Annotated in this window: 25 protein-coding genes; all 25 read left to right on the top strand. The window is 59.1% G+C overall.

Annotation, left to right across the window (positions count from 1 at the left end):
• Positions 1-572: 572 nt before the first annotated feature.
• The 25 genes from J2Z49_RS03410 to fliY all read left to right on the top strand — a co-directional run bounded on the left by J2Z49_RS03410 (position 573) and on the right by fliY (position 21,862).
• Positions 573-1,451 carry a flagellar hook-length control protein FliK gene (locus J2Z49_RS03410; RefSeq protein WP_307399852.1) on the top strand — a complete coding sequence of 293 codons (879 nt, stop codon included), beginning with the start codon at positions 573-575 and terminating at the stop codon, positions 1,449-1,451.
• A 14-nt stretch (positions 1,452-1,465) separates the two neighbouring features.
• Positions 1,466-1,870: a flagellar hook capping FlgD N-terminal domain-containing protein gene (locus J2Z49_RS03405; RefSeq protein WP_307399850.1), complete on the top strand. Its 405-nt coding sequence runs from the start codon at positions 1,466-1,468 to the stop codon at positions 1,868-1,870.
• Position 1,871: 1 nt separating this feature from the next.
• Positions 1,872-2,264: a TIGR02530 family flagellar biosynthesis protein gene (locus J2Z49_RS03400; protein WP_307399849.1), complete on the top strand. Its 393-nt coding sequence runs from the start codon at positions 1,872-1,874 to the stop codon at positions 2,262-2,264.
• 71 nt (positions 2,265-2,335) lie between these two features.
• A complete protein-coding gene (locus J2Z49_RS03395; RefSeq protein WP_307399848.1) occupies positions 2,336-3,217 on the top strand; it encodes a flagellar hook-basal body protein in 882 nt (293 codons plus the stop codon).
• A gap of 158 nt (positions 3,218-3,375) precedes the next feature.
• Positions 3,376-5,217, top strand: coding sequence for a flagellar hook-basal body complex protein (locus J2Z49_RS03390; protein WP_307399846.1), 1,842 nt, complete (start codon positions 3,376-3,378; stop codon positions 5,215-5,217).
• A gap of 227 nt (positions 5,218-5,444) precedes the next feature.
• Positions 5,445-5,927: a flagellar basal body-associated FliL family protein gene (locus tag J2Z49_RS03385; RefSeq protein WP_307399844.1), complete on the top strand. Its 483-nt coding sequence runs from the start codon at positions 5,445-5,447 to the stop codon at positions 5,925-5,927.
• A gap of 61 nt (positions 5,928-5,988) precedes the next feature.
• On the top strand, positions 5,989-6,369 hold the full coding sequence (fliN, locus tag J2Z49_RS03380; RefSeq protein WP_307399843.1) for a flagellar motor switch protein FliN: 381 nt from the start codon (positions 5,989-5,991) through the stop codon (positions 6,367-6,369).
• Entirely contained in the window at positions 6,366-6,836 is a 471-nt protein-coding gene (fliO, locus tag J2Z49_RS03375) for a flagellar biosynthetic protein FliO (RefSeq protein WP_307399842.1), read from the top strand. The genes fliN and fliO overlap by 4 nt, the downstream gene beginning before the upstream one ends.
• Positions 6,811-7,608 (top strand): flagellar type III secretion system pore protein FliP, encoded by a 798-nt coding sequence (gene fliP / locus J2Z49_RS03370; protein ID WP_307399840.1) that lies wholly within the window; start codon positions 6,811-6,813, stop codon positions 7,606-7,608. Before fliO ends, fliP begins: the two co-directional genes overlap by 26 nt.
• Positions 7,609-7,648: 40 nt before the next feature.
• Entirely contained in the window at positions 7,649-7,918 is a 270-nt protein-coding gene (gene fliQ / locus J2Z49_RS03365; RefSeq protein ID WP_307399839.1) for a flagellar biosynthesis protein FliQ, read from the top strand.
• Positions 7,919-7,931: 13 nt separating this feature from the next.
• Positions 7,932-8,702, top strand: coding sequence for a flagellar biosynthetic protein FliR (gene fliR, locus J2Z49_RS03360; RefSeq protein WP_307399838.1), 771 nt, complete (start codon positions 7,932-7,934; stop codon positions 8,700-8,702).
• Between the two features lie 71 nt (positions 8,703-8,773).
• Entirely contained in the window at positions 8,774-9,844 is a 1,071-nt protein-coding gene (gene flhB, locus J2Z49_RS03355) for a flagellar biosynthesis protein FlhB (RefSeq protein WP_307399837.1), read from the top strand.
• Positions 9,845-9,895: 51 nt separating this feature from the next.
• Positions 9,896-11,938 carry a flagellar biosynthesis protein FlhA gene (gene flhA / locus J2Z49_RS03350; protein WP_407650038.1) on the top strand — a complete coding sequence of 681 codons (2,043 nt, stop codon included), beginning with the start codon at positions 9,896-9,898 and terminating at the stop codon, positions 11,936-11,938.
• Complete coding sequence (locus tag J2Z49_RS03345; protein WP_307399836.1) at positions 11,935-13,203, top strand: flagellar biosynthesis protein FlhF; 1,269 nt, start codon at positions 11,935-11,937, stop codon at positions 13,201-13,203. Before flhA ends, J2Z49_RS03345 begins: the two co-directional genes overlap by 4 nt.
• Positions 13,178-14,110, top strand: a complete 933-nt coding sequence (locus J2Z49_RS03340) for a MinD/ParA family protein (protein ID WP_307399835.1) — start codon at positions 13,178-13,180, stop codon at positions 14,108-14,110. Before J2Z49_RS03345 ends, J2Z49_RS03340 begins: the two co-directional genes overlap by 26 nt.
• Before the next feature lie 26 nt (positions 14,111-14,136).
• Entirely contained in the window at positions 14,137-14,781 is a 645-nt protein-coding gene (locus tag J2Z49_RS03335) for a flagellar brake protein (protein ID WP_307399833.1), read from the top strand.
• Positions 14,782-14,785: 4 nt separating this feature from the next.
• A complete protein-coding gene (locus J2Z49_RS03330) occupies positions 14,786-15,538 on the top strand; it encodes a FliA/WhiG family RNA polymerase sigma factor (RefSeq protein WP_307399831.1) in 753 nt (250 codons plus the stop codon).
• Between the two features lie 17 nt (positions 15,539-15,555).
• On the top strand, positions 15,556-16,326 hold the full coding sequence (locus tag J2Z49_RS03325; protein ID WP_307399829.1) for a flagellar hook-basal body protein: 771 nt from the start codon (positions 15,556-15,558) through the stop codon (positions 16,324-16,326).
• Between the two features lie 67 nt (positions 16,327-16,393).
• Complete coding sequence (gene flgG, locus J2Z49_RS03320; RefSeq protein WP_307399828.1) at positions 16,394-17,194, top strand: flagellar basal-body rod protein FlgG; 801 nt, start codon at positions 16,394-16,396, stop codon at positions 17,192-17,194.
• 62 nt (positions 17,195-17,256) lie between these two features.
• Positions 17,257-17,766 (top strand): chemotaxis protein CheD, encoded by a 510-nt coding sequence (locus tag J2Z49_RS03315; protein WP_307399827.1) that lies wholly within the window; start codon positions 17,257-17,259, stop codon positions 17,764-17,766.
• A gap of 1 nt (position 17,767) precedes the next feature.
• Positions 17,768-18,556, top strand: a complete 789-nt coding sequence (locus tag J2Z49_RS03310) for a CheR family methyltransferase (protein WP_307399826.1) — start codon at positions 17,768-17,770, stop codon at positions 18,554-18,556.
• Entirely contained in the window at positions 18,553-19,173 is a 621-nt protein-coding gene (locus tag J2Z49_RS03305; RefSeq protein WP_307399825.1) for a chemotaxis protein CheC, read from the top strand. The genes J2Z49_RS03310 and J2Z49_RS03305 overlap by 4 nt, the downstream gene beginning before the upstream one ends.
• A 31-nt stretch (positions 19,174-19,204) precedes the next feature.
• Entirely contained in the window at positions 19,205-19,579 is a 375-nt protein-coding gene (locus tag J2Z49_RS03300) for a response regulator (RefSeq protein ID WP_307399824.1), read from the top strand.
• Positions 19,580-19,599: 20 nt separating this feature from the next.
• Positions 19,600-20,595 (top strand): flagellar motor switch protein FliM, encoded by a 996-nt coding sequence (fliM, locus tag J2Z49_RS03295; RefSeq protein ID WP_307399822.1) that lies wholly within the window; start codon positions 19,600-19,602, stop codon positions 20,593-20,595.
• Entirely contained in the window at positions 20,582-21,862 is a 1,281-nt protein-coding gene (gene fliY, locus J2Z49_RS03290) for a flagellar motor switch phosphatase FliY (RefSeq protein ID WP_307399820.1), read from the top strand. The genes fliM and fliY overlap by 14 nt, the downstream gene beginning before the upstream one ends.
• Positions 21,863-21,964: the final 102 nt, after the last annotated feature.

Genomic DNA, 21,964 nt, shown 5'->3' with positions numbered 1-21,964 from the left:
TTGTCCCCCCGGCGCCGGAACAGCCACTTTCTCCAGGGGGCATTGCTGCCGGCGCATCCGGTTCCAGCACGTTTCTTTCCTTATTAATACAACTGCTGGGCACAACCGGGGAAGGTACAGCCGCTGCAAACACAGCCGGTGGGGATTTTAGCGGGGACCCGGAAAACGGTAGTACCCCGGGACCACTCGCCGGCGTTCTTAAAGCAGCTTTTGCGGATATAGCTTCCCTGTTGTCGCCCGCAGGTATTCTCTCCGGAGAACCGTTACCACCAGTAACCAGTAGCTCAGAGGGGACAAAGGAACAAAAAGCAAGCAATAATGGGACGGAGATTTTCAGTGATTGGGCAGCCCTTCTGGCGGCAATCTTAAACCTTTACAACGAACCGGAAAACAAAATATTGGAATCCGTATTGGGTGCCGGTAATAACAGCGGAAACAAAAGTAGCCCCGCAATTGCCGCAGCTGCCCCGTCAAGCCAACTCCAGGGAGCAGCAGAATTTCTCCCTTCACCGTCGCAGAAGGCTGCGTATGGGGCCGGGCAGGTCGAGCAAAACATAAAGTCCCGGGGGTTAGTGCTGAAGGAGCCAGCCCTGCTTGACTTGCAGCAAAATGATGTTGATGTCTTCCATGACGTGGAAATTAACGAGTTAAAACCTTTCCTGCTTCAATTCATGCAACAAAATGGAGGGGAAGTTCTCCAGAAAAAGGCCGGTTCCGGGGAAGAAGGATTGTTGAATAACAACACCGGGCTTGTGTTTAAGAATGTGCGGGTACCAGTCGAGGTGGTCCCACAAAGCACAAACCCGGGGGGCATCCCGGATCAAGTGGAGGCTCCAAATACCCGGGGCGGTGTGGTACCCCCGCAAATCGCACAGGATACAACTTCTCCCGTCATGACCCGTAATGGCAGCGCCGGCATCCCGGACCACAACCCGGCACAGTACCAGTCAACCAATCCCGGCGGAGGCGGGATTACCGGAACTTCCCATAATTTGTCCAATCCAGTAATGCACCAGGAGAATGTAAACCCGCTGCAAATGCCGGCTCTAATCGTCCGGGTGCTACGGCAGGCCGTGGCGCGGCATGTCGAGGGGCAAACCCACCTCTGGTTCAAGCTTGAGCCGGAGCACCTGGGTGAGGTTATGGTCCGCCTGGTCTACCGGCACGGGGATGTGAGCGCCCACTTCCTCGCAAGTAACCCCGCCGCCGGGGACGCCATTGAAAGTGCCCTGCCCCAGCTGCGCGAGGCCCTGGCCGCCCAGAATCTGCACCTCCAGAGCGCTTCGGTGTCGGTGGGACACGAGGGCGGTCCCCCGCCCCGGGGTGATTTCCACCAACCGGGATACAATTACGGGCGGCGGCACAGTGGATCCGGCGAAGGGCCGGGCGGCAGTGCCGGACATGAACCGCCGGCAGATCCATTACCGGGTGGTATCAACCTTTTCGTTTAAAGGTGGGATGTACAATGGAAGTTAATCCGGCAAGCAACATCTATTACCATCCGCAGGACAAATTTCAACCGGCCAAAAAGGAACTGGACAAGGACACCTTTTTGCAAATCCTGGTCGCCCAGCTGCGCTACCAGAACCCCATGAGTCCCATGGACCAGGACCAGTTCATGTCCCAGATGACGCAAATTACGGCCCTGGAGCAGATCATGAACCTCAACAAGAATATGGAGGTACTTCTGCGGACCCAGGAGCTCTCGCTGGCCGCCAACATTGTCGGCAAGCAGGTGACGGCGGTGGGGGAGGACGGCCGGGACGTTGACGGAACGGTGGAAAAGCTCATTATTAACGAAAATGGCATCAAACTGGTGATCAACGGCACTCCCTATGATTATGATAGGGTAAAGGAGATCCGGGGTTGACATGGACGTCAAAATTCACGGACTTTTGCCAGCACCGTTAACTCTCCAGGTTTCCCGGGAAGGCCGTCCTGAAAAACAAAACAAGGCATCCCAAACGGGCTCTTTCAGGGAAATGCTGCGCCGGGAAATGGACGGGAGTCGGCTGAAACTATCGGCCCATGCCGAAAAACGCCTGCGGGAGCGCAACATCACCCTGAATGAAGCCGACATGGAAAAAATCAGCCGGGCGGTGAGCCTGGCCGCCGGCAAAGGGGTGAGGAATTCACTGGTTATATACAACGACCTGGCACTGGTAACCAGTGTAAAGAACCGCACGGTAGTGACGGCCCTGGACCGCACTGCCGGAGCCGGGCGCATTTTCACCAACATTGACGGAGCCATAATCGTCGAGTAACGGCCGGACCGCAAGGAGGCCGCGCAGCCGCTGAACGACGGAGGCGGCGCTGAATGGAAGTCGGGCATCGGATGCCGGAAGTCGGAAAAGCATTCAGAATAACCGTGGATCTACGTGAGGTGAGAATAGAAATGATCCAGTCCATATATACCAGCCTGGCCGGTATGCTCAGCCACCGCACGCGCATGGACGTTCTGGCCAACAACATCGCCAACATAAACACCCCGGGGTACAAAGCGGCCCAGGCCAGTTTTCAGGATACCCTTTATCAAACCATACGCGCCGGCACGGCCCAGAGCAACCCTTCCCAGATGGGAACGGGCGTAACGCTGGCCGCTGTGCTCAATAACTTCAACCAGGGGCCGCTTGTGTCAACCGGCCGGTCGCTGGACCTGGCCATTAACGGGAACGGTTTTTTCGGGGTAAAAGCAAGCGATGAAAGCGGAGACAAAATTTACTATACCCGGGAAGGCTCTTTTTCAGTGGACAAGGAAGGTTACCTGGTGAACTCCAGCGGCTTGAGGCTGGTGGACGACAGCGGAAGTGAAATACAACTGGATGTTTCCAAACCCATTGCTTCCATAAATGTTTCCAGCATGGGGAAAATTTCCGTCACCTACAGCGACGGCAGTACCGCCAGCGATGTTAAACAAATCGGCCTGTTCAGCTTCCCCAACCCCAACGGCCTGACCAGGGTGGGAGGCAACCTGTATACCGACAATAACACTTCGGGAAGCGGTGGTGGAGACAGCCCCGCAGGGCAAAGGGTCGAAGGGACACCTGGCAAGGACGGCCTCGGCACCATCGAATCCGGCTGCCTGGAAATGTCCAATGTGGACCTGGCCACCGAACTGGGCAACCTGATCGTCACCCAGCGCGGCTACGAAGCCAACGCCAAGGTCTTCACCACCTCCGACGAGGTGCTCCGGGAAACCATTGAGCTGAAGCGTTAAGATTCAACCGGGATTTCGTCATATGCTGTATGATGGTTCGTCCTGCGAAGGTTAATGAGAACAGGCCAGTTCGCAAGGATGGTAAAACAGCTACCCTTTTTCCATCAACCCCTGCTTTGTAATAAAGAGGGCTACCTAATAAAACCGGAGGGATTAAAATGATCCGCTCTCTTTTCGCCGGCGTCGCCGGCATGAAAAACCACCAGATCCGTATGGACGTCATCGCCAACAATATATCCAACGTGAACACCGTGGGCTTTAAAAGCGGCCGGGCCAACTTTCAAGACGTGCTCTACCAGACGCTGAAAAGCGCCGGCACATCCACCAACCCGGCCCAGGTGGGCCTGGGCGTCTCCCTGGCCGGCATTAGCAGCAACATGAGCCCCGGCGGCCTGCAGTCCACGGGACGCACCCTGGACCTGGCCATCAACGGTGAGGGTTTCTTCAAGGTGATTGACCCGGGCAGCGGCAAGGAATACTACACCCGCGACGGAGTCTTCTATATCGACCAGAACGGTTATGTGGTCAACTCCAGCGGGTACCGGCTGGTAGGGGAACTGCGAAACATCACGGCCGCCAGATCTACGGAAGTATATAGCAAAGTAGACGTCAGTGAATTACAAGTTACCGGGAAGGCCATTGGGACGGGGGACGGCAGTACCACGACCTTCAGCCTTGGCTATTCACCAGTGGTGGACGGCAGTGTTAAGGTCTACCTGAACGGTACACCGACAACAGATTTTAGCGTAAATAATGCCACCGGCGAAATCACCTTTAACACCGCCCCTGGAGCGGGTGTAAACATTACTGCCGATTACCAGAAGGCTACCTCATCCCTTATCTTGAAAGTAACGGGAAAGGACGGCCCACTGGGCAAGCGCACGGATTTCACCATTGACACTGCCCGGAAGGCGGATATCAATGCGGGTGAGAGTTATTCTATTGCTGCAAATGCCACCAACCAGTTGAGTACTTTATTTCCTACTCTTGCCGTTAATGATGAAATAGTATTTAATCTTAAAAACAACTATACCAATGAAAACATCTCGTTTAAGGTGAAAGTTGCTGCGGCTGCCGATCTGGCCAACGGCATTGTCAGCACCACCAGTACGCTTGACGATTTCAAGACGGCCCTTTCCAATGCCGCCGCCAAAGCAGGTGCGGGAGGGAAAATTGAAATGTATTATACGGATAACGGCAACGAGGTTACAGCCGCCAGTTTGGACGGGGATGGCAATGAAGGATTTGGCTTTCGAACCGCTGACTGTGGCCCAAAGGTGAGCCTTTCCATTACCGTCAAAGATGGTACCGGAGCACCGAAGAATATCTTCACCGGCACCAACTCCGGTTTTATTGACGGTTTTGCCAGTGCCTCCGGCACCGGCGATGATGTGGACACCATAATCGCCAAGATTAACGCCCAGACGGCCAACGTGGGTGTAAGGGCTTCAAAGGATGAACAGAATAGACTGGTGTTGCGGACCGTGTATACAGGCACCGACGCGGAGATTGAGATCGGCGGTGACGCGGCGGCCTACCTGGGCCTGCCTTCCGGCATCGTTAAAAACCCGGGCAACACATACACGGGAGCCATCCAGCTGATCAACGGGCCGGCGGCCAGCCTGAACATCAGCAATGACGGGGTGATCACGGGCACGGACAGCAACGGCAACATGCTGGAATGGGAGGACGGAACGGCCACCGTTACCAATGCGGATTTCGCCCAGATTAACCTTTATACTTTTTCCAACCAGGACGGTTTGCAAAGGGTGAATAAAAACCTGTTTGTGGTGAGTGAAAGCAGCGGCACGCCAACCCCGGGCAAACCCGGTTCCGCCGGTTACGGCACCATCGAGTCCGGTTACCTGGAGATGTCCAACGTGGATCTGACGGACGAGTTCACCAACATGATCACCACCCAGCGCGGCTACCAGGCCAGCGCCCGGATTATCACCGTTTCCGACACCATGCTGGATGAACTGATCAACCTGAAGCGGTAGTAGATGTATTGTAAAATATTTACATGACGCACGGGTGGCGGTCATCCCGGGGGCATATGAGCGGTAAAGGGCGACCGCCGCCCATGATGGAACCACCGGCGGCGTCCGGTTATGACCCCATTAAGCCGCACGGCTTCAGCAGGCCGTTGCCGGGTGCCGCCGCTAAAAAATTCCGGCTGCCGGCACTCATAATTAAGAACCGGCAGCCACAAAAAGGGTGTTTCCAAATGCCTGTCAGCAGAAAAAAACAAACCGGCGATGAAAATGAGAAAAAACGGGGCGGCCGCGGCCGCACCATCCTCCTGTTGCTCCTGGCCGTCATTATCGGCGGCGGGGCAACCTTCGGTGCTCTCTGGTTCTTCGGCCCGCTGTCCAAACCGGTGCAGGCCACGCCGAAAGAGCGCCCCATGGAAACCCTGGACCTGGGGGACAGGGTAATCAACCTGGCCGACGAAGGTCCCAGCCGTTACCTGCGGGTGCAGGTGGTGCTGGAGTATCCCCATGATAAAAAGCTGGTTGAGGAAATCAAGGCCAAACAGCCCATGCTTACCGAGGCGGTGCTGACCATTCTGCGCAGCAAAACATCGGATGAAGTGCTCCCGGTGAAAAACCAGGAGGCCATTAAAAAACAAATACTCGACCACATCAACAGCCAGCTTCTGCACGGCAAGGTGGAACGGCTGTACTTTACCGATTTCCTGGTGCAATGAGCCCGGACCGGCGCCAGGCCCCGAACGGCTGATTAACTACTGATGAAAGCAGGCGGTACCCGTGATTACCGAAGATGAAATCAAGGATATGATTGAGCGTATGGAAGGGCGGCAACCAACGGTCAAAAAAGTAAGCTTTCCTCCCCTGACCGCCCCGGCGGGGGCTGACCGCCTGAAAATACCCCTCGATTACCTGACCGACGTGACTGTAACCATAACGGTGGAACTGGGAAACACAACCATGAAAGTGCGGGACATACTGCGCCTCTCCGAAGGCTCGGTGGTAGAACTGGATCGCCCGGCCGGCGACACGGCGGAAGTGCTGATCAATGACCAGCCTTTTGCCCGCGGGGAAGTGGTGGTCCTGGGCGGCAACTTTGGCGTCCGTATTGAAAGCATCCATGAAATAAGAAAAACGCGGCCGGGTGGGGAAAAACAATGAGCGGCGGTGACCTGTTCCGGGCGGTGGTGCAGCTTGCCGTGAGCCTGCCCCTGGTGGCCGGCCTGGCCTACCTGGCCGTGCGTTACGGGCTGGGCTGCCGCCTGGCCGTCAACCGGGGACGGCACATGCGGGTGATCGAGCAGATACCCCTGGGACCGAAGGCCGCCCTGACTCTCGTGCAGGTGGGCCGGCGCTACTACCTCCTGGCCCAGCAGGAGAGCGGTGTGACCCTGCTGCAGGAATTCGACCGCCTTCCGGAAGTGCTGCCGTTTCCCGATATGCCCGCCGGGGACGGGCTCCGGCCGGCTTCATTCCGCCGGGATCTATCCCTGGCCATTAACCGGTTGAAGGAACGGTTCACCGGCGAAAAACCGGCTGCGCCGGATAACGGGCAAAAGCGTTTCTTGAACCGACATCAAAGCCATCTGGATGGACGGAAAGATGAAAACACTGCCGGAAAGAGATAATCGCAAAATCTCGAAACGCCCCGTCTGGCCTTACAGCCTGCCGGCCCTGGTGTTCCTGCTGGCCCTTATATTGTTCCCTGCGGCAGGCCGGGCGCAGCCCCTGCCGGGCATCGACCTGCGGATCACCCCCACGGACAACCCGGCCCAGGTGGTGGACAGCGTCAAGCTGCTGGTCCTGCTCACGGTGCTGGCCCTGGCCCCGGGCCTCCTGGTCATGGTTACCAGCTTTACCCGCATTGTGGTGGTCCTGTCCATCCTGCGGGGAGCCCTGGGCATACAGCAAACGCCGCCCAACCAGGTGATTATCGGCCTGGCCCTGTTCCTGACGTTTTTTGTCATGACACCAACCTTTCAAGAAATCAACCGGGAGGCCCTGCAGCCCTATTTAAACAACCAGGTGACCCAGGAGCAGGCCTTTGAGGCCGCGGCCAAACCACTGAAGGCATTTATGCTCAAACAAACCCGGGAAAAGGACCTGGCCCTTTTCGTCAGCCTGGCCAAAATGCCCCGGCCGCGGAATGCGGACGACCTGCCCATAACGGTGGTTATTCCGGCTTTCGTGATCAGCGAATTAAAAACCGCCTTTCAAATGGGCTTTCTTTTATACGTGCCCTTTCTGGTCATCGATATGGTGGTGGCCAGCGCCCTGATGTCCATGGGCATGTTCATGCTGCCCCCGGTAATGATTTCGCTGCCCTTCAAACTGCTGCTTTTTGTGATGGTGGACGGCTGGTACCTGGTGGTCCGGTCCCTGGTGGAAAGCTTTCATTAACAAAACGGCGGTAAACCGACAACCGGAGGGGGAACACGCTGTGACCGATACCCTTGTCACCCAGATTGCCCGGGAAGCACTGATGATGATCCTGATCCTGTCCCTGCCCACCCTGGCCGTGTCGCTGCTGGTGGGGCTGGTAATCAGCATCCTCCAGGCCACCACCCAGGTGCAGGAGCAATCCCTGACCTTCGTGCCCAAGATTATAGCCGTCTTCCTGACGCTGGCCATCACCGCTCCGTGGATGGTCCGGCTGATGACCGGTTACACCACGCGGTTGTTCAGTCGCCTGCCCAGCCTGACGGGGTAAGGAGAGAGTCATCTTGTTCAACTATGAAGCGGTAGCAACCTTCCTCCTGATCTTCGTCCGGGCCGGCGCTTTTCTGGCGGCGGGACCCCTGTTCTTCTTCCCCGGCGTGCCCCGGCCGTTCAAGGCCTTCATGGCCTTTGTGCTGGCCGTGGTGCTTTTCCCCGTGGTGCCGGGAGTGGAACCGGACTTTCCAGGGGGGCTTTTGGGGTTTGCCCTTGCGGCAGCAGAAGAAGCCGGGGTGGGTCTGGTTTTGGGCTTCGTCGCCAGCCTGGTCTTCCAGAGCCTGGCCATGGCGGGACAGATTATGGACATCCAGATGGGCTTTTTCATGGCCAACCTTTTCGACCCGGCCATGGGCCACCAGGCCACCATCAGCTCCCGTTTCCTGTACCTTCTGGGCATGGTGCTCTTTCTCATCCTGGACGGCCATCACGTGCTCATTGCCGGCCTGGCCAGGAGTTACGAACTGGTACCCCTGGCCGGTGCCGCCCTGGACGGAACCACCACCCTGGCCGTGGTCAAAATTTTTGCGCGCATGGTAGCCCTGGGCGTCCAGATTGCCGCCCCCGTGGTGGCGGTGGTGCTGATCATCGATATCTGCCTGGGCCTTTTGGGCCGCACCGCTCCGGAAATGAACATTTTCATGCTGGGCTTTCCGTTGAAGATCGCCCTGGGCATCATCACCTTGAGCGTGATGGTTCCGCTCTTTGGCGTGGTCTTCCGGGCCATGGTGCGCATGATGGAGCAGGACCTGTATACAGTGATCCGCGGGCTTTCCGGGTGACACGAAATAAGTTAATAAATTGCGTGCCAGGCACCTGATTTATTAACTTATTTGGGAAGAGGGGATGGAGATTGGCCCACGGCGGCGGCGCCCAGCAGAAAACCGAAGCCCCAACCCCAAGGCGACTGCAGGAAGCCAGGCGCAGGGGCCAGGTGCCGAAGAGCCGGGACTTTGCCGCGGCAGTAGTGCTCATGGCGGCTGTCATCCTGGCCTACCTTTTAAGGGGTCCGGCCATGGAAAACTGGCAGAAAGAGCTCACCTGGTATTTCAGCAACTGCCTGGCCTTTGATCTGGCACCCGAACACCTGCCCCGGGTAATTTATGATGTCACCCGCGGGGCGATATGGATGTGCACGCCGTTTTTTCTGGTGCTCACCGGTGCAGCCCTGGCGGTACACCTGGTGCAAACAGGCTTCATCTTTGCTCCGGAGGTGATTAAACCGAACCTGGAGCGGCTGAACCCGGTCAGCGGCCTTTCCCGCATGTTCAGCCTGCGCACCCTGGTTGAACTGGGCAAAAGCACTATCAAAGTCACGGTGGTGGCGGGGGTCAGTTACCTGGTGGTCAAAGCGCACCTGCCCGAGCTGCTGCTGGTTTTTCATCGTGCCCCCCGGGCGGCCTTCGGTACGGTGACCGGCGTCCTGCTGGCGGCGGCAGCGGCCGCGGGCGGTACCTTCCTGCTCCTGGCGGTAATTGACCTCTTCTACCAGCGGTGGGAATATATGCGCAGCATGCGCATGACCAAACAGGAGGTAAAGGATGAACTCAAACAGACCGAAGGAGATCCTACCATCAAAAGCTGGCAAAGGCGCCGCCAGCGGCAGATCCTGCTCAACCGCATCCGGCAGGAGGTGCCCCGGGCTACGGTGGTAATCACCAACCCCACCCACCTGGCGGTAGCGCTGCGCTACGACGAAAAGGAAATGTCCGCTCCCCGGGTGGTGGCCAAAGGAGCCGGGGACCTGGCCCGCCGCATCCGGGAACTGGCCGCCGGGCATAAAGTACCAATCATACATAATCCCGAAGTGGCCCGGACCCTTTACCACCAGGTGGAAATCGGGCAGGAAATCCCGGTGGAACTCTACCAGGCCGTAGCCCAGATCCTGGCCCTGGTCTACCGCCTGAAAAAACGGCCGGTGTAAGTTAAGGAGGGATAAACCATACCCGCACCCGGCACAACCTTGAGATCACAATTGAAACGCAACACCGACCTGCTTATCGCCGGTCTGATCGTGGGCATCGTGCTGATGATCATCATCCCCATGCCCCCCAGGGCTCTGGACGTACTGCTTTCCATCAGCATCACCCTGGGGCTGGTGATCCTGCTGATTACCATGTTCACCACTGAGCCCCTGCAGTTTTCCATCTTTCCGGCCCTGTTGCTGGTAACCACCCTGTACCGGCTGGCCCTGAACATCTCCTCCACCCGGCTGATCCTGGGACAGGGCTACGCCGGTAACGTCATCGACGCCTTCGGGCACTTTGTGGCCGGGGGCAACTACGTGGTGGGATTCATTGTTTTCATCATCATTACCGTAATCCAGTTTGTGGTAATCACCAGTGGTGCTGGCCGGGTGGCCGAGGTGGCCGCCCGGTTCACCCTGGATGCCATGCCCGGCAAGCAGATGAGCATTGATGCTGACTTCAACTCCGGCCTGATTACCGAGGCCGAGGCCAGGGAAAGACGCAGGAGGCTGCAGCGGGAGGCCGATTTCTACGGTGCCATGGACGGTGCCAGCAAATTTGTGCGGGGGGACGCCATCGCCGGCATCATCATCACCCTGATCAACATCCTGGGGGGCATCGCCATCGGCACCCTGCAGATGGGCATGCCCGTGTCCGAAGCCCTGCGCACCTTCACCGTGCTTACCATCGGCGACGGGCTGGTAACCCAGGTGCCCTCGGTGCTCATCTCCACCGCCGCCGGCATCCTGGTCACCAGGGCCACCTCCGATGCCAGCTTCGGCACGGACATCTCCCGGCAGTTTACCGGTTTTCCCCGGATCCTCTACCTGGTGGCGGGGATCCTCTTCGTCCTGGGATGCATCCCGGCCATGCCCAATATCCTTTTCCTTTTGCTCTCGGGAATCAGTTTCCTTGCCGGCAGAACCCTGGTTCAGGAAAAGCAAAGGGAGGAGGCCCGCCGGCAGGAGGCCAGGGCCAGGCAGCAGATGCAGGAAACCCGCCGGGAGCCGGAAAACGTGACCACGTACTTCCAGGTGGATCCCCTGCAAATTGAAATCGGCTACAACCTCATTCCCCTGACCGACGAGACCCAGGGCGGGGATCTGCTGCACCGGCTGGCGGCGGTGCGCCGGCAGTGCGCCGTAGAAATGGGTATTTACGTGCGTCCCATCCGCATCCGGGACAACCTGCAGCTATCACCCAACGCCTATGTCTTTAAAATCCGGGGGGAACAAACCGCCAGTGGAGAACTGATGCCCGGCTACTACCTGGCGATGGACCCCACGGGCCAGGCTACCGGTATCCCGGGCATACCCACCACCGAACCCACCTTCGGACTGCCGGCCTGGTGGGTGCCGGCCGGTGAAAAGGAAAGGCTGGAGCTGGCCGGGCTTACGGTGGTGGATCCTTCCACCGTTATGGTCACCCACCTGACGGAATTCATCAAGGCCCACGCCCACGAGCTGCTGGGCCGCCAGGAAGTGAAGGAACTCCTGGAAGCCATTAAGGAAAAGGACCCGGCGGTGGTGGAAGAACTGGTTCCCGATCTGCTGACCCTGGGCGAAGTGCAGAAGGTGCTGCAAAATCTCCTGCGGGAAAGGGTACCCATCAGGGACCTGGTGACCATTTGCGAGGCCCTGGCCGATGGAGCCCGCTTAAACCGGGATAGCGATTTTCTTACCGAACACGTGCGCAGCCGTCTTTCCCGCACCATCAGCCGGCTCTACCTGACGCCCGAAAACAAGCTGGCGGTGCTCACCCTCCATCCACGGCTGGAGCAAACCATTACCGATTCCATCCAGCAGACCCAGATCGGGGCCTACCCGGTGCTGGAACCCGGCCTGGCCAGAAAGATCCTGGAAAGGCTGCAGGAGCAGGCCGAAAAGATGAGCCTGAAGGGCCTGACCCCGGTGGTGCTCTGTTCGCCCCGGATAAGGTTGCCCTTCCGGCGGTTGATTGAACGCAGCCTGCCGGCAGTGGCCGTATTATCCCTGAATGAAATCGCACCCGGTATCGAAGTGGAAGTGGTGGGGACGGTGATTGTAGAGTGAAAATTAAAAAATATATCGTCAGGGAAATGCAGGAAGCCATGCGCCTGATCAAAGAGGATATGGGACCCGATGCGGTGATTATCGGCAGCTACCGCCTGCCCAGGAAGAGCATTTTTGATTTTTTCCGCCCGCCGCAGCTGGAAGTAACCGCGGCCCTGGACGAGCTGCCTGCGCCCCCCGCCGCGGCAGAACTGCCTCCGGGAAGGCCGCCCGGGGCTGAGCCTCCTGCCACGGGGGAAGTGGTAACTCCCGGGACGTTTCCCCCGCCTTCGGCTACGCCCCCGGCGGTGCAGCGGACCAGGAGGGAAGGGGTGATGCTCCCGGGAGAAAGTACTTTCAACAAAGGTGGCCCTGGACAAATATTACCTCACGGTGTAAATCCAGGACCGGAAAAGGAGGAAAACAATCCCTCCTCCTTTAATATAATCCTGAGGCAACAGGAGGAAGCCATGATGGACGGGGACGTTCTTGAAAAATGGCGCCGGCACCTGCTGAACATGGAAGTGATGGAAGAAGTAGTGGAAAACCTTTTACGCGGGCTCGAGGTAAACGACACCGCCGGGGACGGCGAGGACTTCCTGCTCCTGCAATTAAAGGGGCGGCTGGCCTCCCTGGTGGAAGATGTCTATTCTGCACGGGACCACAGCAGCAAAATCCATGCCTTTATCGGCCCCACGGGAGCGGGCAAAACCACCACCCTGGCCAAACTGGCCACCAGGCAGGCCCTTTTCGACCAGAAAAAAATAGCGCTAATCGCCGTATACAGCCACCGCTTCGGGGTAGTCGAGGAACTGAAATTTTACGGCCAGACGATCGGCGTACCGGTGGAAGTGGTGATGACCCCGGCTGAACTGGCATCGGCAGTGGAAGCCCATCAAGACAAGGAAGCCGTTTTCGTCGATACCGAGGGCATTTCCTGCCGCAATGCCAGCCAGCTGCTCAAGTTAAAGGGGTTCATGGACGCCCTGCCGCCGTCCCGCCGGATTTTCCTTGTCTTAAGCGCCACCACCCGCAACCGGGATCTTTTACATATGGCCCGGGAATTTGCCCGGGTGGGATACTCGGATTTCATTTTCACCAAGCTGGATGAAACCCAGACCCGGGGAGGGGCGTTAAACCTGATCCACCAGATGCGCCGTCCACTGGCATATGTTACCGGCGGGCAGAATGTCCCCGACGATATTGCCGGCATGACCCCCCGGCGGCTGGCCGCCCTTCTCCTGGAGGGGGTCGATAACAATGTGGGGGCGGCCTTCCGGGGCTAGGGGAGGGCGCATCTTCGGACGCGTCCCGGGTGGCAGCCCCCCGGCAGGCGTCACCCCGGACGAAGACGTGGTCCCGCCGGCGGAGCCCCGGGCTGCCGTGGCCCGGGTCATCGCCGTCACCAGCGGCAAAGGCGGGGTGGGCAAAAGCAACCTGACGGTAAACCTGGGGCTGGCCCTGGCCGCTTTAAACCAGCGGGTGATTATCCTGGACGCCGACCTGGGCCTGGCCAATGTGGAAGTGCTCCTGGGAGTAAGCCCTCCCTGCACCCTCTACGACTGCCTCTACCGGGACCGGGATATCCGGGAAGTGCTGGTGCCTGCCCCGGGTGGAGTGCAGTTCATCTCCGGCGGTTCCGGCCTTCTGGAACTGGCCAACCTGGACCGGGCCCGCTGGCAAAGGCTGCTTACATCCCTGGCCCTTCTGGACAACCTGGCCGATTTCATTCTCATCGATACCGGGGCGGGTCTTTCCAAAAATGTGCTGGGCTTTCTGGCCGCCGCCGGGGAAGTAATTGTGGTTCTTACCCCTGAACCCACCTCCCTCATGGACGGTTACAGCCTGATCAAGGTGCTGGCCCGCTTCAAGGCCCACCGGGAGGTGCTGCTCGTGGTCAACCGGGCCGGCAGCGAACAGGAGGCCCGGGCCACGGTCAGGCGGGTGGAAATGGCGGCCGACCGCTTTCTGGGCCTGCCGGTCGTCTACCTGGGTGCCATTAATGAGGACCGGGCGGTGATCCGGGCCGTGCGGAACCAGAGGCCTTTTTACCTGGCGGAGCCCCGCTCCCAGCCGGCCAGAAGTGTTGCCGCCATGGCCCGCTGCCTCACCGGCGGCGGATCCCGGGAGGAACCGCCCCGACCGGGATTACGGGGCTTTGTCCGGCGCCTGGCCAGGCTGTTTGACCGTTAGGGAAACTGTACGGGAGGTTACGCATATTGTTGGACCAGCTCAGGATCAACCAGAAGATACAGGTGGCAAGGGAGGGGGAAAGGGACTGGTATGCCTCCACCATCCAGGACATCAAAGGCGGTGAACTGCATATCGCCCTGCCCCGCCTGCGGGGGGATGTGCTCGTCCTGACGCCGGGCGATAATGTAAAGGTCCGTTTTTTCGACGAAAACGCCAGCTTCATTTTCCCCGCCCGCTGCCTGGGGCGTACCATAGAAGCCATACCCCTTTACCGCCTGGCTCCCACGGGAGATTGCCAGCGGGTGCAACAGCGCCAGCACGTGCGGTTGAAGACTCTCCTCGAGGTCCACTACGCCCATCCTCCGGAGAAAAACCGCCGCCCCCGGTACAAAAAAGCCTTTACGGTGGACATCAGCGGCGGGGGTATGCTTCTGGCCATGGACGAACCGGTCCTGCCCGGCAGGGAACTGCTGGTGGAGTTCAACCTGCCCCTGCGCACCGGTGCCCGGAAGATGGAACTCCGGGGCCGGGTGGTGCGTCTTCAGGAAAGGGAAAATTCAAAATACCACGTGGCCCTGGAGTTTGTGGATATTACAACCGCCCAGCAGGATCTGATCATGCGCTACATTTTCCAGTGCATGGCCGAACAGGCCCGGCTCACCAGGATGTGAGAGCGTGGATAATAAGGAGAAGCTCTGGCAGGAGTACAAGCGAACGAAGAGCCCGGAAATCCGCCACCAGCTCATCCTCTCTTATCTCTGGCTGGTCAAGTACCTGGCCGGCCGGCTGGCCGTCAAGCTGCCTGCGTGCTTGAGCCAGGAGGACCTGGAAAGCTGTGGTGTTTTTGGATTAATAGAAGCAATCGACAAATTCGACCCCGATATGGGGTGCGATTTTGAAGCCTACGCCAGTATCCGGGTGCGGGGAGCCATGCTGGACGAGGTACGCCGGGCCAACTGGATGCCCCGCACCCTGTGGTACAAGCTGCAGCGGCTCAGGGCCACCCGGGAGAGACTGGAAAGCCTGCACCAGGAAAAGGTATCCATGGAGGCAGTGGCCCGGGAAATGGGTATCACCCGGGCCGAAGTGCACTACCTGGACAACCAGCTGTACCGCCTGTTCACCCTTTCCCTGGATGAAATGGTGGCCACGGGCAACGGTGAGCCCGTCCGGCTGGGGGACCTGTTGCCCGACGAAACCAGCCCCGACCCCCTGGACCGCATCACCGAGGAGGAAAACAAGGAACTTCTGGCCCGCGCCGTGGCCAGCCTGCCGGAAAAGGATCAGCTGGTGCTGTCCCTGTATTACCAGGAGGGGCTGACCTTAAAGGAAATTGGTGCCGTGCTGGAGGTTTCCGAATCAAGGGTATGCCAGCTGCACGGCCGGGCCATCAACCGCCTGCGCAAGAAGCTGGCGGAACTGAGCTGAAAGGGGGAACCCCAATCATGATCCGTGGCATTTATACCGCCGCCTCCGGCCTGGGGGTGCAGCAGGCCCGGCTGGACGTGCTGGCCAACAACCTGGCCAACGCCTCCACCAGCGGCTTCAAGGCGGACGGCGTCATTCAAAAACCTTTTCCCGAACTCCTGCTGGTGGAACAGCAGGACCGGGGACCCGCAGCCACCGGGCCCCGCTGGCGCTACGTGGGCGTAACCAACCAGGGCGCAGCGGTCACCCGGGTGGTAACCAATTTTTCCCCCGGCCCCCTCAAAGCCACGGGCAAAAGCACCCACCTGGCCCTGGCCACCGCCAATACATTTCTGGTGGTCCAGACACCACAGGGGGAACGTTACACCCGGGACGGCGACCTGGCGATAGACGGCGAGGGCTATCTGGTGGACTCACAGGGCAACCGGGTGCTGGGAGAAGCCGGCCCGGTGCAGGTGGAGAAGGACGATTTCCACATAACTGCCGGGGGAGAAATCACCCGGCCCGGGCAGGGAACGATAGACCGCCTGCGTATTGTACAATTTGCCGATCTCAGCCTGCTGACCAAAACCGGAGACAACTACTATACGGCTCCGGCTGGTAGCGCCCAACCGGCGGCCAATCCCGAAGTGCGCCAGGGCTATCTCGAAGGAGCCAATGTGGATCCCGCCGCTTCCATGGTGCAGCTTGTCAGCGCCATCCGTTCCTACGAGGCCAACCAGCGCCTGCTCCAGGCCCAGGACCAGCTTCTGGACCTGGCGGTCAACCGGGTGGGAGCGCTGCGGTAACGCCGCTCCTTAACATGGAAACGACCTGCTGCCCGGGTGATAAGACATATCCTTGTGAGGTGATCCCATGCTGCGAGCCCTCTCGACCGGTGCTGCGGGGCTGACCGCCCAGCAAATCCGCCTGGACACCTGCGCCAACAACCTGGCCAACATAAACACATACGGTTACAAAAAGCAGGGGGTCAGTTTCGCCGACCTGCTCTACCAGGAAATGGGCCGGGAAGGTATACCCGCCGAAAGGGAGACCCCGCCGGGAGCAAACACCCCCGGCCCCACGCCCCCGGAGGGAAGTGGTGTGCGGGTGGCCGCCGTTTCCCGGGACTTTCGCCCCGGCGGTCTGGTCCGTACCAACCGGCCGCTTGATGTGGCCATCCAGGGCGAAGGTTTTTTCCGGGTGCTTCTTCCCGGCGGCGGATACGCCTACACCAGGGCCGGCAGGCTGACCGTGGATGCGGGCGGCCGCCTGGTCACCCAGCATGGTTATCCCCTGGAACCGGAAATAATTTTGCCCCCCGGATATCAGTCCGTCACCCTTCATTCCGACGGGCGGGTGACGATAATAAACAGTGATCGGCAACAGGAAGAGGTGGGCCGGCTCACCCTTTACTCCTTCACCAATCCGGCGGGTCTTGCCGCCCGGGGGGAAAACCTCTACCTGGCCACGGCAGCCAGTGGCGAAGCGGCGGAATATTACCCGGGAACCGGCGGCACGGGTACTTTAATCCAGGGCTGTTTGGAGGCCTCCAACGCAGACCTGACCATCGAGTTAACCGGACTTATCGAAGCCCAGCGCGCCTACCAGATGGATTTACGGGTAATCAGCACGGCCGATGAAATGTGGAGCATGGCCAACAACCTGCGCAAGTAAAACCGGTACCTGCCCGGGACACCCGAAAAACCCCGGCAGGCAGTTTGAAAAGGAGGACTGGAATGGAGCCGGCCAAAGCCGCCAGCGACCCTGTGGAAATACAGGTTGGCATAGCGGACTATAAAATCGGCAGGGACCCGGCCCGGCTGATTACCCTGGGCCTGGGTTCCTGCGTGGGGGTTAGCCTTTATGATCCCGTGCTCAAACTGGGCGGGCTTTTACACCTGATGCTCCCCGACAGCACCCAGTTCAGCAACGTCACCAAACCGGCCAAGTTTGCCGACCTGGGCATACCGCTGTTAATCGACGAATTGAGAAAACACGGCGCCCAGCCGGGCCGCCTGCAGGCCAAGCTGGTGGGGGGAGCCCAGATGTTCTCCGGCCTGGACAACAAAATGATCCTGAATATCGGGCAGCGCAATGTGGAAAAGGCCCGGGCGCTGTTGAAGGATGCGGGTATTCCCATCCTGGCGGAAGAGGTGGGAGGCAACCGGGGGCGGACCATGATTTTCGACACCAGCAACGGCAAGGTGAGCATCCGCATGCTGGGGAGCAAGCTGAAGGTGATCTGAGATGGATTTTGCCCGGTTCAAGGAAATGATGCACCAGCATTTTCGCCTGGACCTGAACAGCTACAAGGAAACCCAGCTCAAAAGGCGCCTGGACGCCTACCTGGTGCGGCGGCAGCTTTCCGGCTACGGCGCATTGTTCCAGAATCTCAAAAACGACCCCGGAGCCTACCAGTCCTTCCTGGATTACCTGACCATCAACGTATCGGAGTTTTTCCGAGATCCGGAAAGGTTCCGGGAGCTGGAAAGTATTGTTTTACCCGCCCTTTTAAAGGAAAAAAGAACGCTGAAAATATGGAGCGCCGCCTGCGCGGCGGGCGCCGAGCCCTACTCGGTGGCCATCATCCTGGAAGAACTTACCCCGGGACGCCCGCACCACCTGGAGGCCACGGACATAGATCAAAACGTCCTGGTCAAAGCAAAAGAAGGCCGGTATCCTCCCGAGGTTGTACGCAACGTAAGCCCGCAGCGGCTGGCCCGGTTTTTCACCCGGGAAAACGGTTCTTTTATCATTAATGAAAATATCCGCCGGCGGGTGGCCTTCCGGCGCCACGACCTGCTGAACGATCCCTTCGGCCAGGGTTACGACCTGATCCTGTGCCGCAACGTAACCATTTATTTCACCCGGGAAGCCCAGGACAGGCTGAACGAGAAACTTGCCCGGGCCCTGGCCCCGGGAGGGGTACTGTTTATTGGAGGAAGCGAGATGATCTTTAATTATCAGGAACTGGGTCTGGAAAAATTGCGTACCTGTTTTTACCGCAAGCGGGGGGCAAAGGGGGGAGGCTCTTGAGCTACAGGCATCTTTCACCGGTGGAACTGGACGCCCTTAAAGAAATCGGCAATATCGGGCTGGGCAACGCCGTAACTTCCCTCGCCCAGTTGATTAACCGGCGGGTGAACATGCGCGTGCCACGCAGCAGCTTTCTGCCCTTTGAAGAAATGATTGAGCTGGTGGGGGGCTACGAGGAGCTGGTGGGGTGCGTGAGCCTGCGGGTGCTGGGTGATGCGCCGGGAATAGTGCTGTTTATCTTCGACGGGGAAAGCACCCTCCACCTGGTGGACATGCTCATGGGGCTGCCGGTGGGGACGACCGGGGAACTGGACGAAATGGCCCAGTCGGCAATAAAGGAAATCGGCAACGTACTAACCGGCTCTTTTGTCAGTGCCATCAGCATGATGACCGGCCTGAACATGGTCACCACCGTGCCGTTGTTTGCCTTCGACATGCTGGGGGCGGTGCTGACTTCCCTGATGGTGGCCGCCGGCAGGGTGGAAGACCAGGTGCTGGTTATTGAAACCGAGCTATTCCACGATGAGGAAACATTGATTAAAGGGCATTTTTTCCTGCTCACCGAACCGGGTGCCATCGACCGGCTGATGGCCGCTCTCGGTTTCAGCGAAGGGTAGAGCTCTTAATATATGTGAGGGGGAAACAGCATTGGGTAAAAGGATCCTGGTGGTGGACGACGCCGCCTTCATGCGCATGATGATTAAAAACATTGTCACCAAAAACGGCTATGAAGTGGCGGGGGAAGCTGAAAACGGCAAGCAGGCCGTGGAGAAGTACGCCGAATTAAAGCCCGATATTGTCACCATGGACATCACCATGCCCGAGATGGACGGCATTGAGGCGGTGAAGGCCATCCGGGCCGTCGATCCCAACGCCAGCATCATCATGGTCAGCGCCATGGGCCAGCAGGCCATGGTCATGGACGCCATCCAGGCCGGGGCCAGGGATTTCATCGTCAAGCCTTTCCAGCAGGACCGTCTCCTGCAGGCCATTGAGCGGGTACTGGCCCGCTCCCGCAAGTAAGGAAAAGGGAGGCGTACTGGATGCAGGAAGTCTTGAGCCAGGGGGAAATAGATTCCCTGCTGGCGGCCCTCACCTCCGGTGAACTGAGCCTGGAGGAGGCAAAGAAACCCCCGGCTCCCGCGGTAAAATCCTACGACTTCCGCCGGCCGAATAAATTTTCCAAAGAACACCTGCGCACCCTGGAAATGCTGCACCAGCATTTTGCCCGGCTTTTGTCCAGTTTCCTTTCCGGCTACCTGCGGGCCGCGGCCAACGTGGAACTGGCTTCGGTGGGGCAGATGATCTATGAAGAATTCATCCGCTCCATTCCCAGCCCTACGGCCCTGGCCGTTTTCAGTTTGAACCCCCTGGAAGGTTCGGCACTGATGGAAATCAACACCCAGGTGGTTTTCCCCATGCTGGACCTGCTTTTCGGCGGGCCGGGTACCTCCACGGATCAGATGCGGGAACTGACCGAGATCGAGGTGACGGTGGTAAAACGGCTGGTAGAACGCATTCTGGAGCACCTGGCCCAGGCCTGGCACGATTTCTATTCCGTGGAGCCGGAAGTCCAGGCCATCGAAACCAACCCCAGAATGCAGCAGCTTTATTCACCAAATGAGGTGGTGGCCCTGATCACCTTTGCCGTGTCCATCAACGAGGAAGAGAGGGGTTTTATCAACCTGTGCCTGCCGTACATATTGATGGAGCCGGTGATATCCCGGCTTTCGGTACGCCAGCAGTTCAGCCGCCAGGTGGGGGGGCCCCGCCCCGAGGATCAGGAGCGGCTGAGCTACTGGCTGGGCTTTTCCCGGGTGGAACTACAGGTGATCCTGGGGGAAACGGAAATCACCGTACATGAATTGCTGCAACTGCAGGAAGGAGACGTGATAGTGCTTAACCGCCATCTAAACCAGGACCTGGATCTTTACGTGGAAGGGGAGCGTAAATTCGGCGTGCAGGCCGGCCGGGTGGGACAAAACCTGGCGGTGCAGGTGGTATCGCTAACCGGGGAGGAAATGAATGGTGCCGGATAATAACCAGTTTTTAAGCCAGGAAGAAATAGACGCCCTGTTAAAGGCTGCTGCCGGGGAACCTTCGCCGGAAGATGAGCCGCAGGCCGGGCAGGGGGCGGAAGAAGTGGCGGCCACGGCTGCGCCTGCCCTGGAAGTGGAGGTCCCGGCAGCCGGCCCCGGGGAAAATCCGGAACGGGCACCCGGGGAACCGGCAGGCGCCAGCCGGGCAGCGGGTGAAGCGCCGCCGGAAAGCAGCCCCCTGACCGCAGGCTGCAGGCCGGCGGTGGACCTGACCCCCGAGGAAAGGGACGCCCTGGGGGAAATCGGCAACATCTCCATGGGTTCCGCAGCCACCACCCTGTCCGAACTGCTGAACCAGAAAGTAACCATTACCAGCCCCCGGGTGATTACCTGCACGCAGGAGGAGTTTTTTGCGGGCTTCAAGGTCCCTTACGTGATCATCCAGGTGGAGTTCAAAGAGGGGCTCAAGGGGTTCAACGTGCTCATCATCCAGTTAAAGGACGCCATGATCATGGCCGATTTGATGATGGGCGGCGACGGCACCAACGTGGCGGAACAGATCTCCGAACTGGAGCTTTCGGCGGCCTCGGAGGCCATGAACCAGATGATCGGCACCGCCTCCACCTCCCTGGCTACCATCTTCCGCCGTACCATCAACATCTCCCCACCCCGGACCACGGTGCTTGAGGTGTCCGGAGAAGGGGCGGGTTACCGGCTGCCCACCGAAGACCCCATTGTCGTGGTTTCTTTTAAAATGACCATCGGCGATCTGGTGGATACGGAAATCATGCAGATCATGAGCCTGGAGACGGCCAAGGAGGAGGCTGCCATCCTTTTAGAGCAGTTAATGGCGCAAACGGCAGCCCCCGCCCCGGAACCGGCGGCCGGAAGGCAGGAGGCCGTTCCGCCCCCCGAACCACAGCCGGCAGTGGCTGCGCAGGCGGCACCACCCCCGGACGACGGGCGGCGCACTTTTGCCTCCCTTACCGAGGAGGAGCAGCGCAAGCTGGAACTGCTGCTGGACATTCCCCTGAAGGTCAGCGTGGTCCTGGGGCGCACCCGGCGGCCAATTAAAGAGGTACTGGGTCTAACTCCGGGAGCCATTGTGGAACTTTCTTCACTGGTGGATGAACCGGTGGAAGTGCTGGTGAACGGCACCCTGGTGGCCCGGGGGGAAGTGGTGGTGGTCAACGAAAACTTCGGGGTGCGCATCACCAGCATCATCAGCCCGGAAGAGCGGGTGGAACAGCTGGGAACGCGGCATTGATTAACCAAGGCGGGTAGAAACCCCGCCTTGAAAAGTAAACGGATCGAATGTACTTTTCTGCAGGAAGATTTTAAAAAAAGGAGTTGGACGCAGGAATTACGG

Source organism: Desulfofundulus luciae, from assembly GCF_030813795.1.
In the GTDB taxonomy this organism is placed as follows: Bacteria; Bacillota; Desulfotomaculia; order Desulfotomaculales; family Desulfovirgulaceae; genus Desulfofundulus; species Desulfofundulus luciae.
The sequence above is the reverse complement of the archived record's forward strand: the minus strand, read 5'-3'. Positions and strand labels throughout refer to the sequence as shown.

What these genes read in the sequence shown, in the direction of transcription:
- J2Z49_RS03340 (WP_307399835.1), top strand. Translation starts at nt 13,178, where the DNA reads ATGTGGGGGCGGCCTTCCGGGGCTAGGGGAGGGCGCATCTTCGGACGC.
- fliP (WP_307399840.1), top strand. Translation starts at nt 6,811, where the DNA reads ATGAAAACACTGCCGGAAAGAGATAATCGCAAAATCTCGAAACGCCCC.
- J2Z49_RS03310 (WP_307399826.1), top strand. Translation starts at nt 17,768, where the DNA reads ATGGATTTTGCCCGGTTCAAGGAAATGATGCACCAGCATTTTCGCCTG.
- J2Z49_RS03385 (WP_307399844.1), top strand. Translation starts at nt 5,445, where the DNA reads ATGCCTGTCAGCAGAAAAAAACAAACCGGCGATGAAAATGAGAAAAAA.
- J2Z49_RS03395 (WP_307399848.1), top strand. Translation starts at nt 2,336, where the DNA reads ATGCCGGAAGTCGGAAAAGCATTCAGAATAACCGTGGATCTACGTGAG.
- fliM (WP_307399822.1), top strand. Translation starts at nt 19,600, where the DNA reads ATGCAGGAAGTCTTGAGCCAGGGGGAAATAGATTCCCTGCTGGCGGCC.
- fliY (WP_307399820.1), top strand. Translation starts at nt 20,582, where the DNA reads ATGGTGCCGGATAATAACCAGTTTTTAAGCCAGGAAGAAATAGACGCC.
- J2Z49_RS03325 (WP_307399829.1), top strand. Translation starts at nt 15,556, where the DNA reads ATGATCCGTGGCATTTATACCGCCGCCTCCGGCCTGGGGGTGCAGCAG.
- J2Z49_RS03405 (WP_307399850.1), top strand. Translation starts at nt 1,466, where the DNA reads ATGGAAGTTAATCCGGCAAGCAACATCTATTACCATCCGCAGGACAAA.
- flgG (WP_307399828.1), top strand. Translation starts at nt 16,394, where the DNA reads ATGCTGCGAGCCCTCTCGACCGGTGCTGCGGGGCTGACCGCCCAGCAA.
- J2Z49_RS03400 (WP_307399849.1), top strand. Translation starts at nt 1,872, where the DNA reads ATGGACGTCAAAATTCACGGACTTTTGCCAGCACCGTTAACTCTCCAG.
- J2Z49_RS03390 (WP_307399846.1), top strand. Translation starts at nt 3,376, where the DNA reads ATGATCCGCTCTCTTTTCGCCGGCGTCGCCGGCATGAAAAACCACCAG.
- fliO (WP_307399842.1), top strand. Translation starts at nt 6,366, where the DNA reads ATGAGCGGCGGTGACCTGTTCCGGGCGGTGGTGCAGCTTGCCGTGAGC.
- J2Z49_RS03315 (WP_307399827.1), top strand. Translation starts at nt 17,257, where the DNA reads ATGGAGCCGGCCAAAGCCGCCAGCGACCCTGTGGAAATACAGGTTGGC.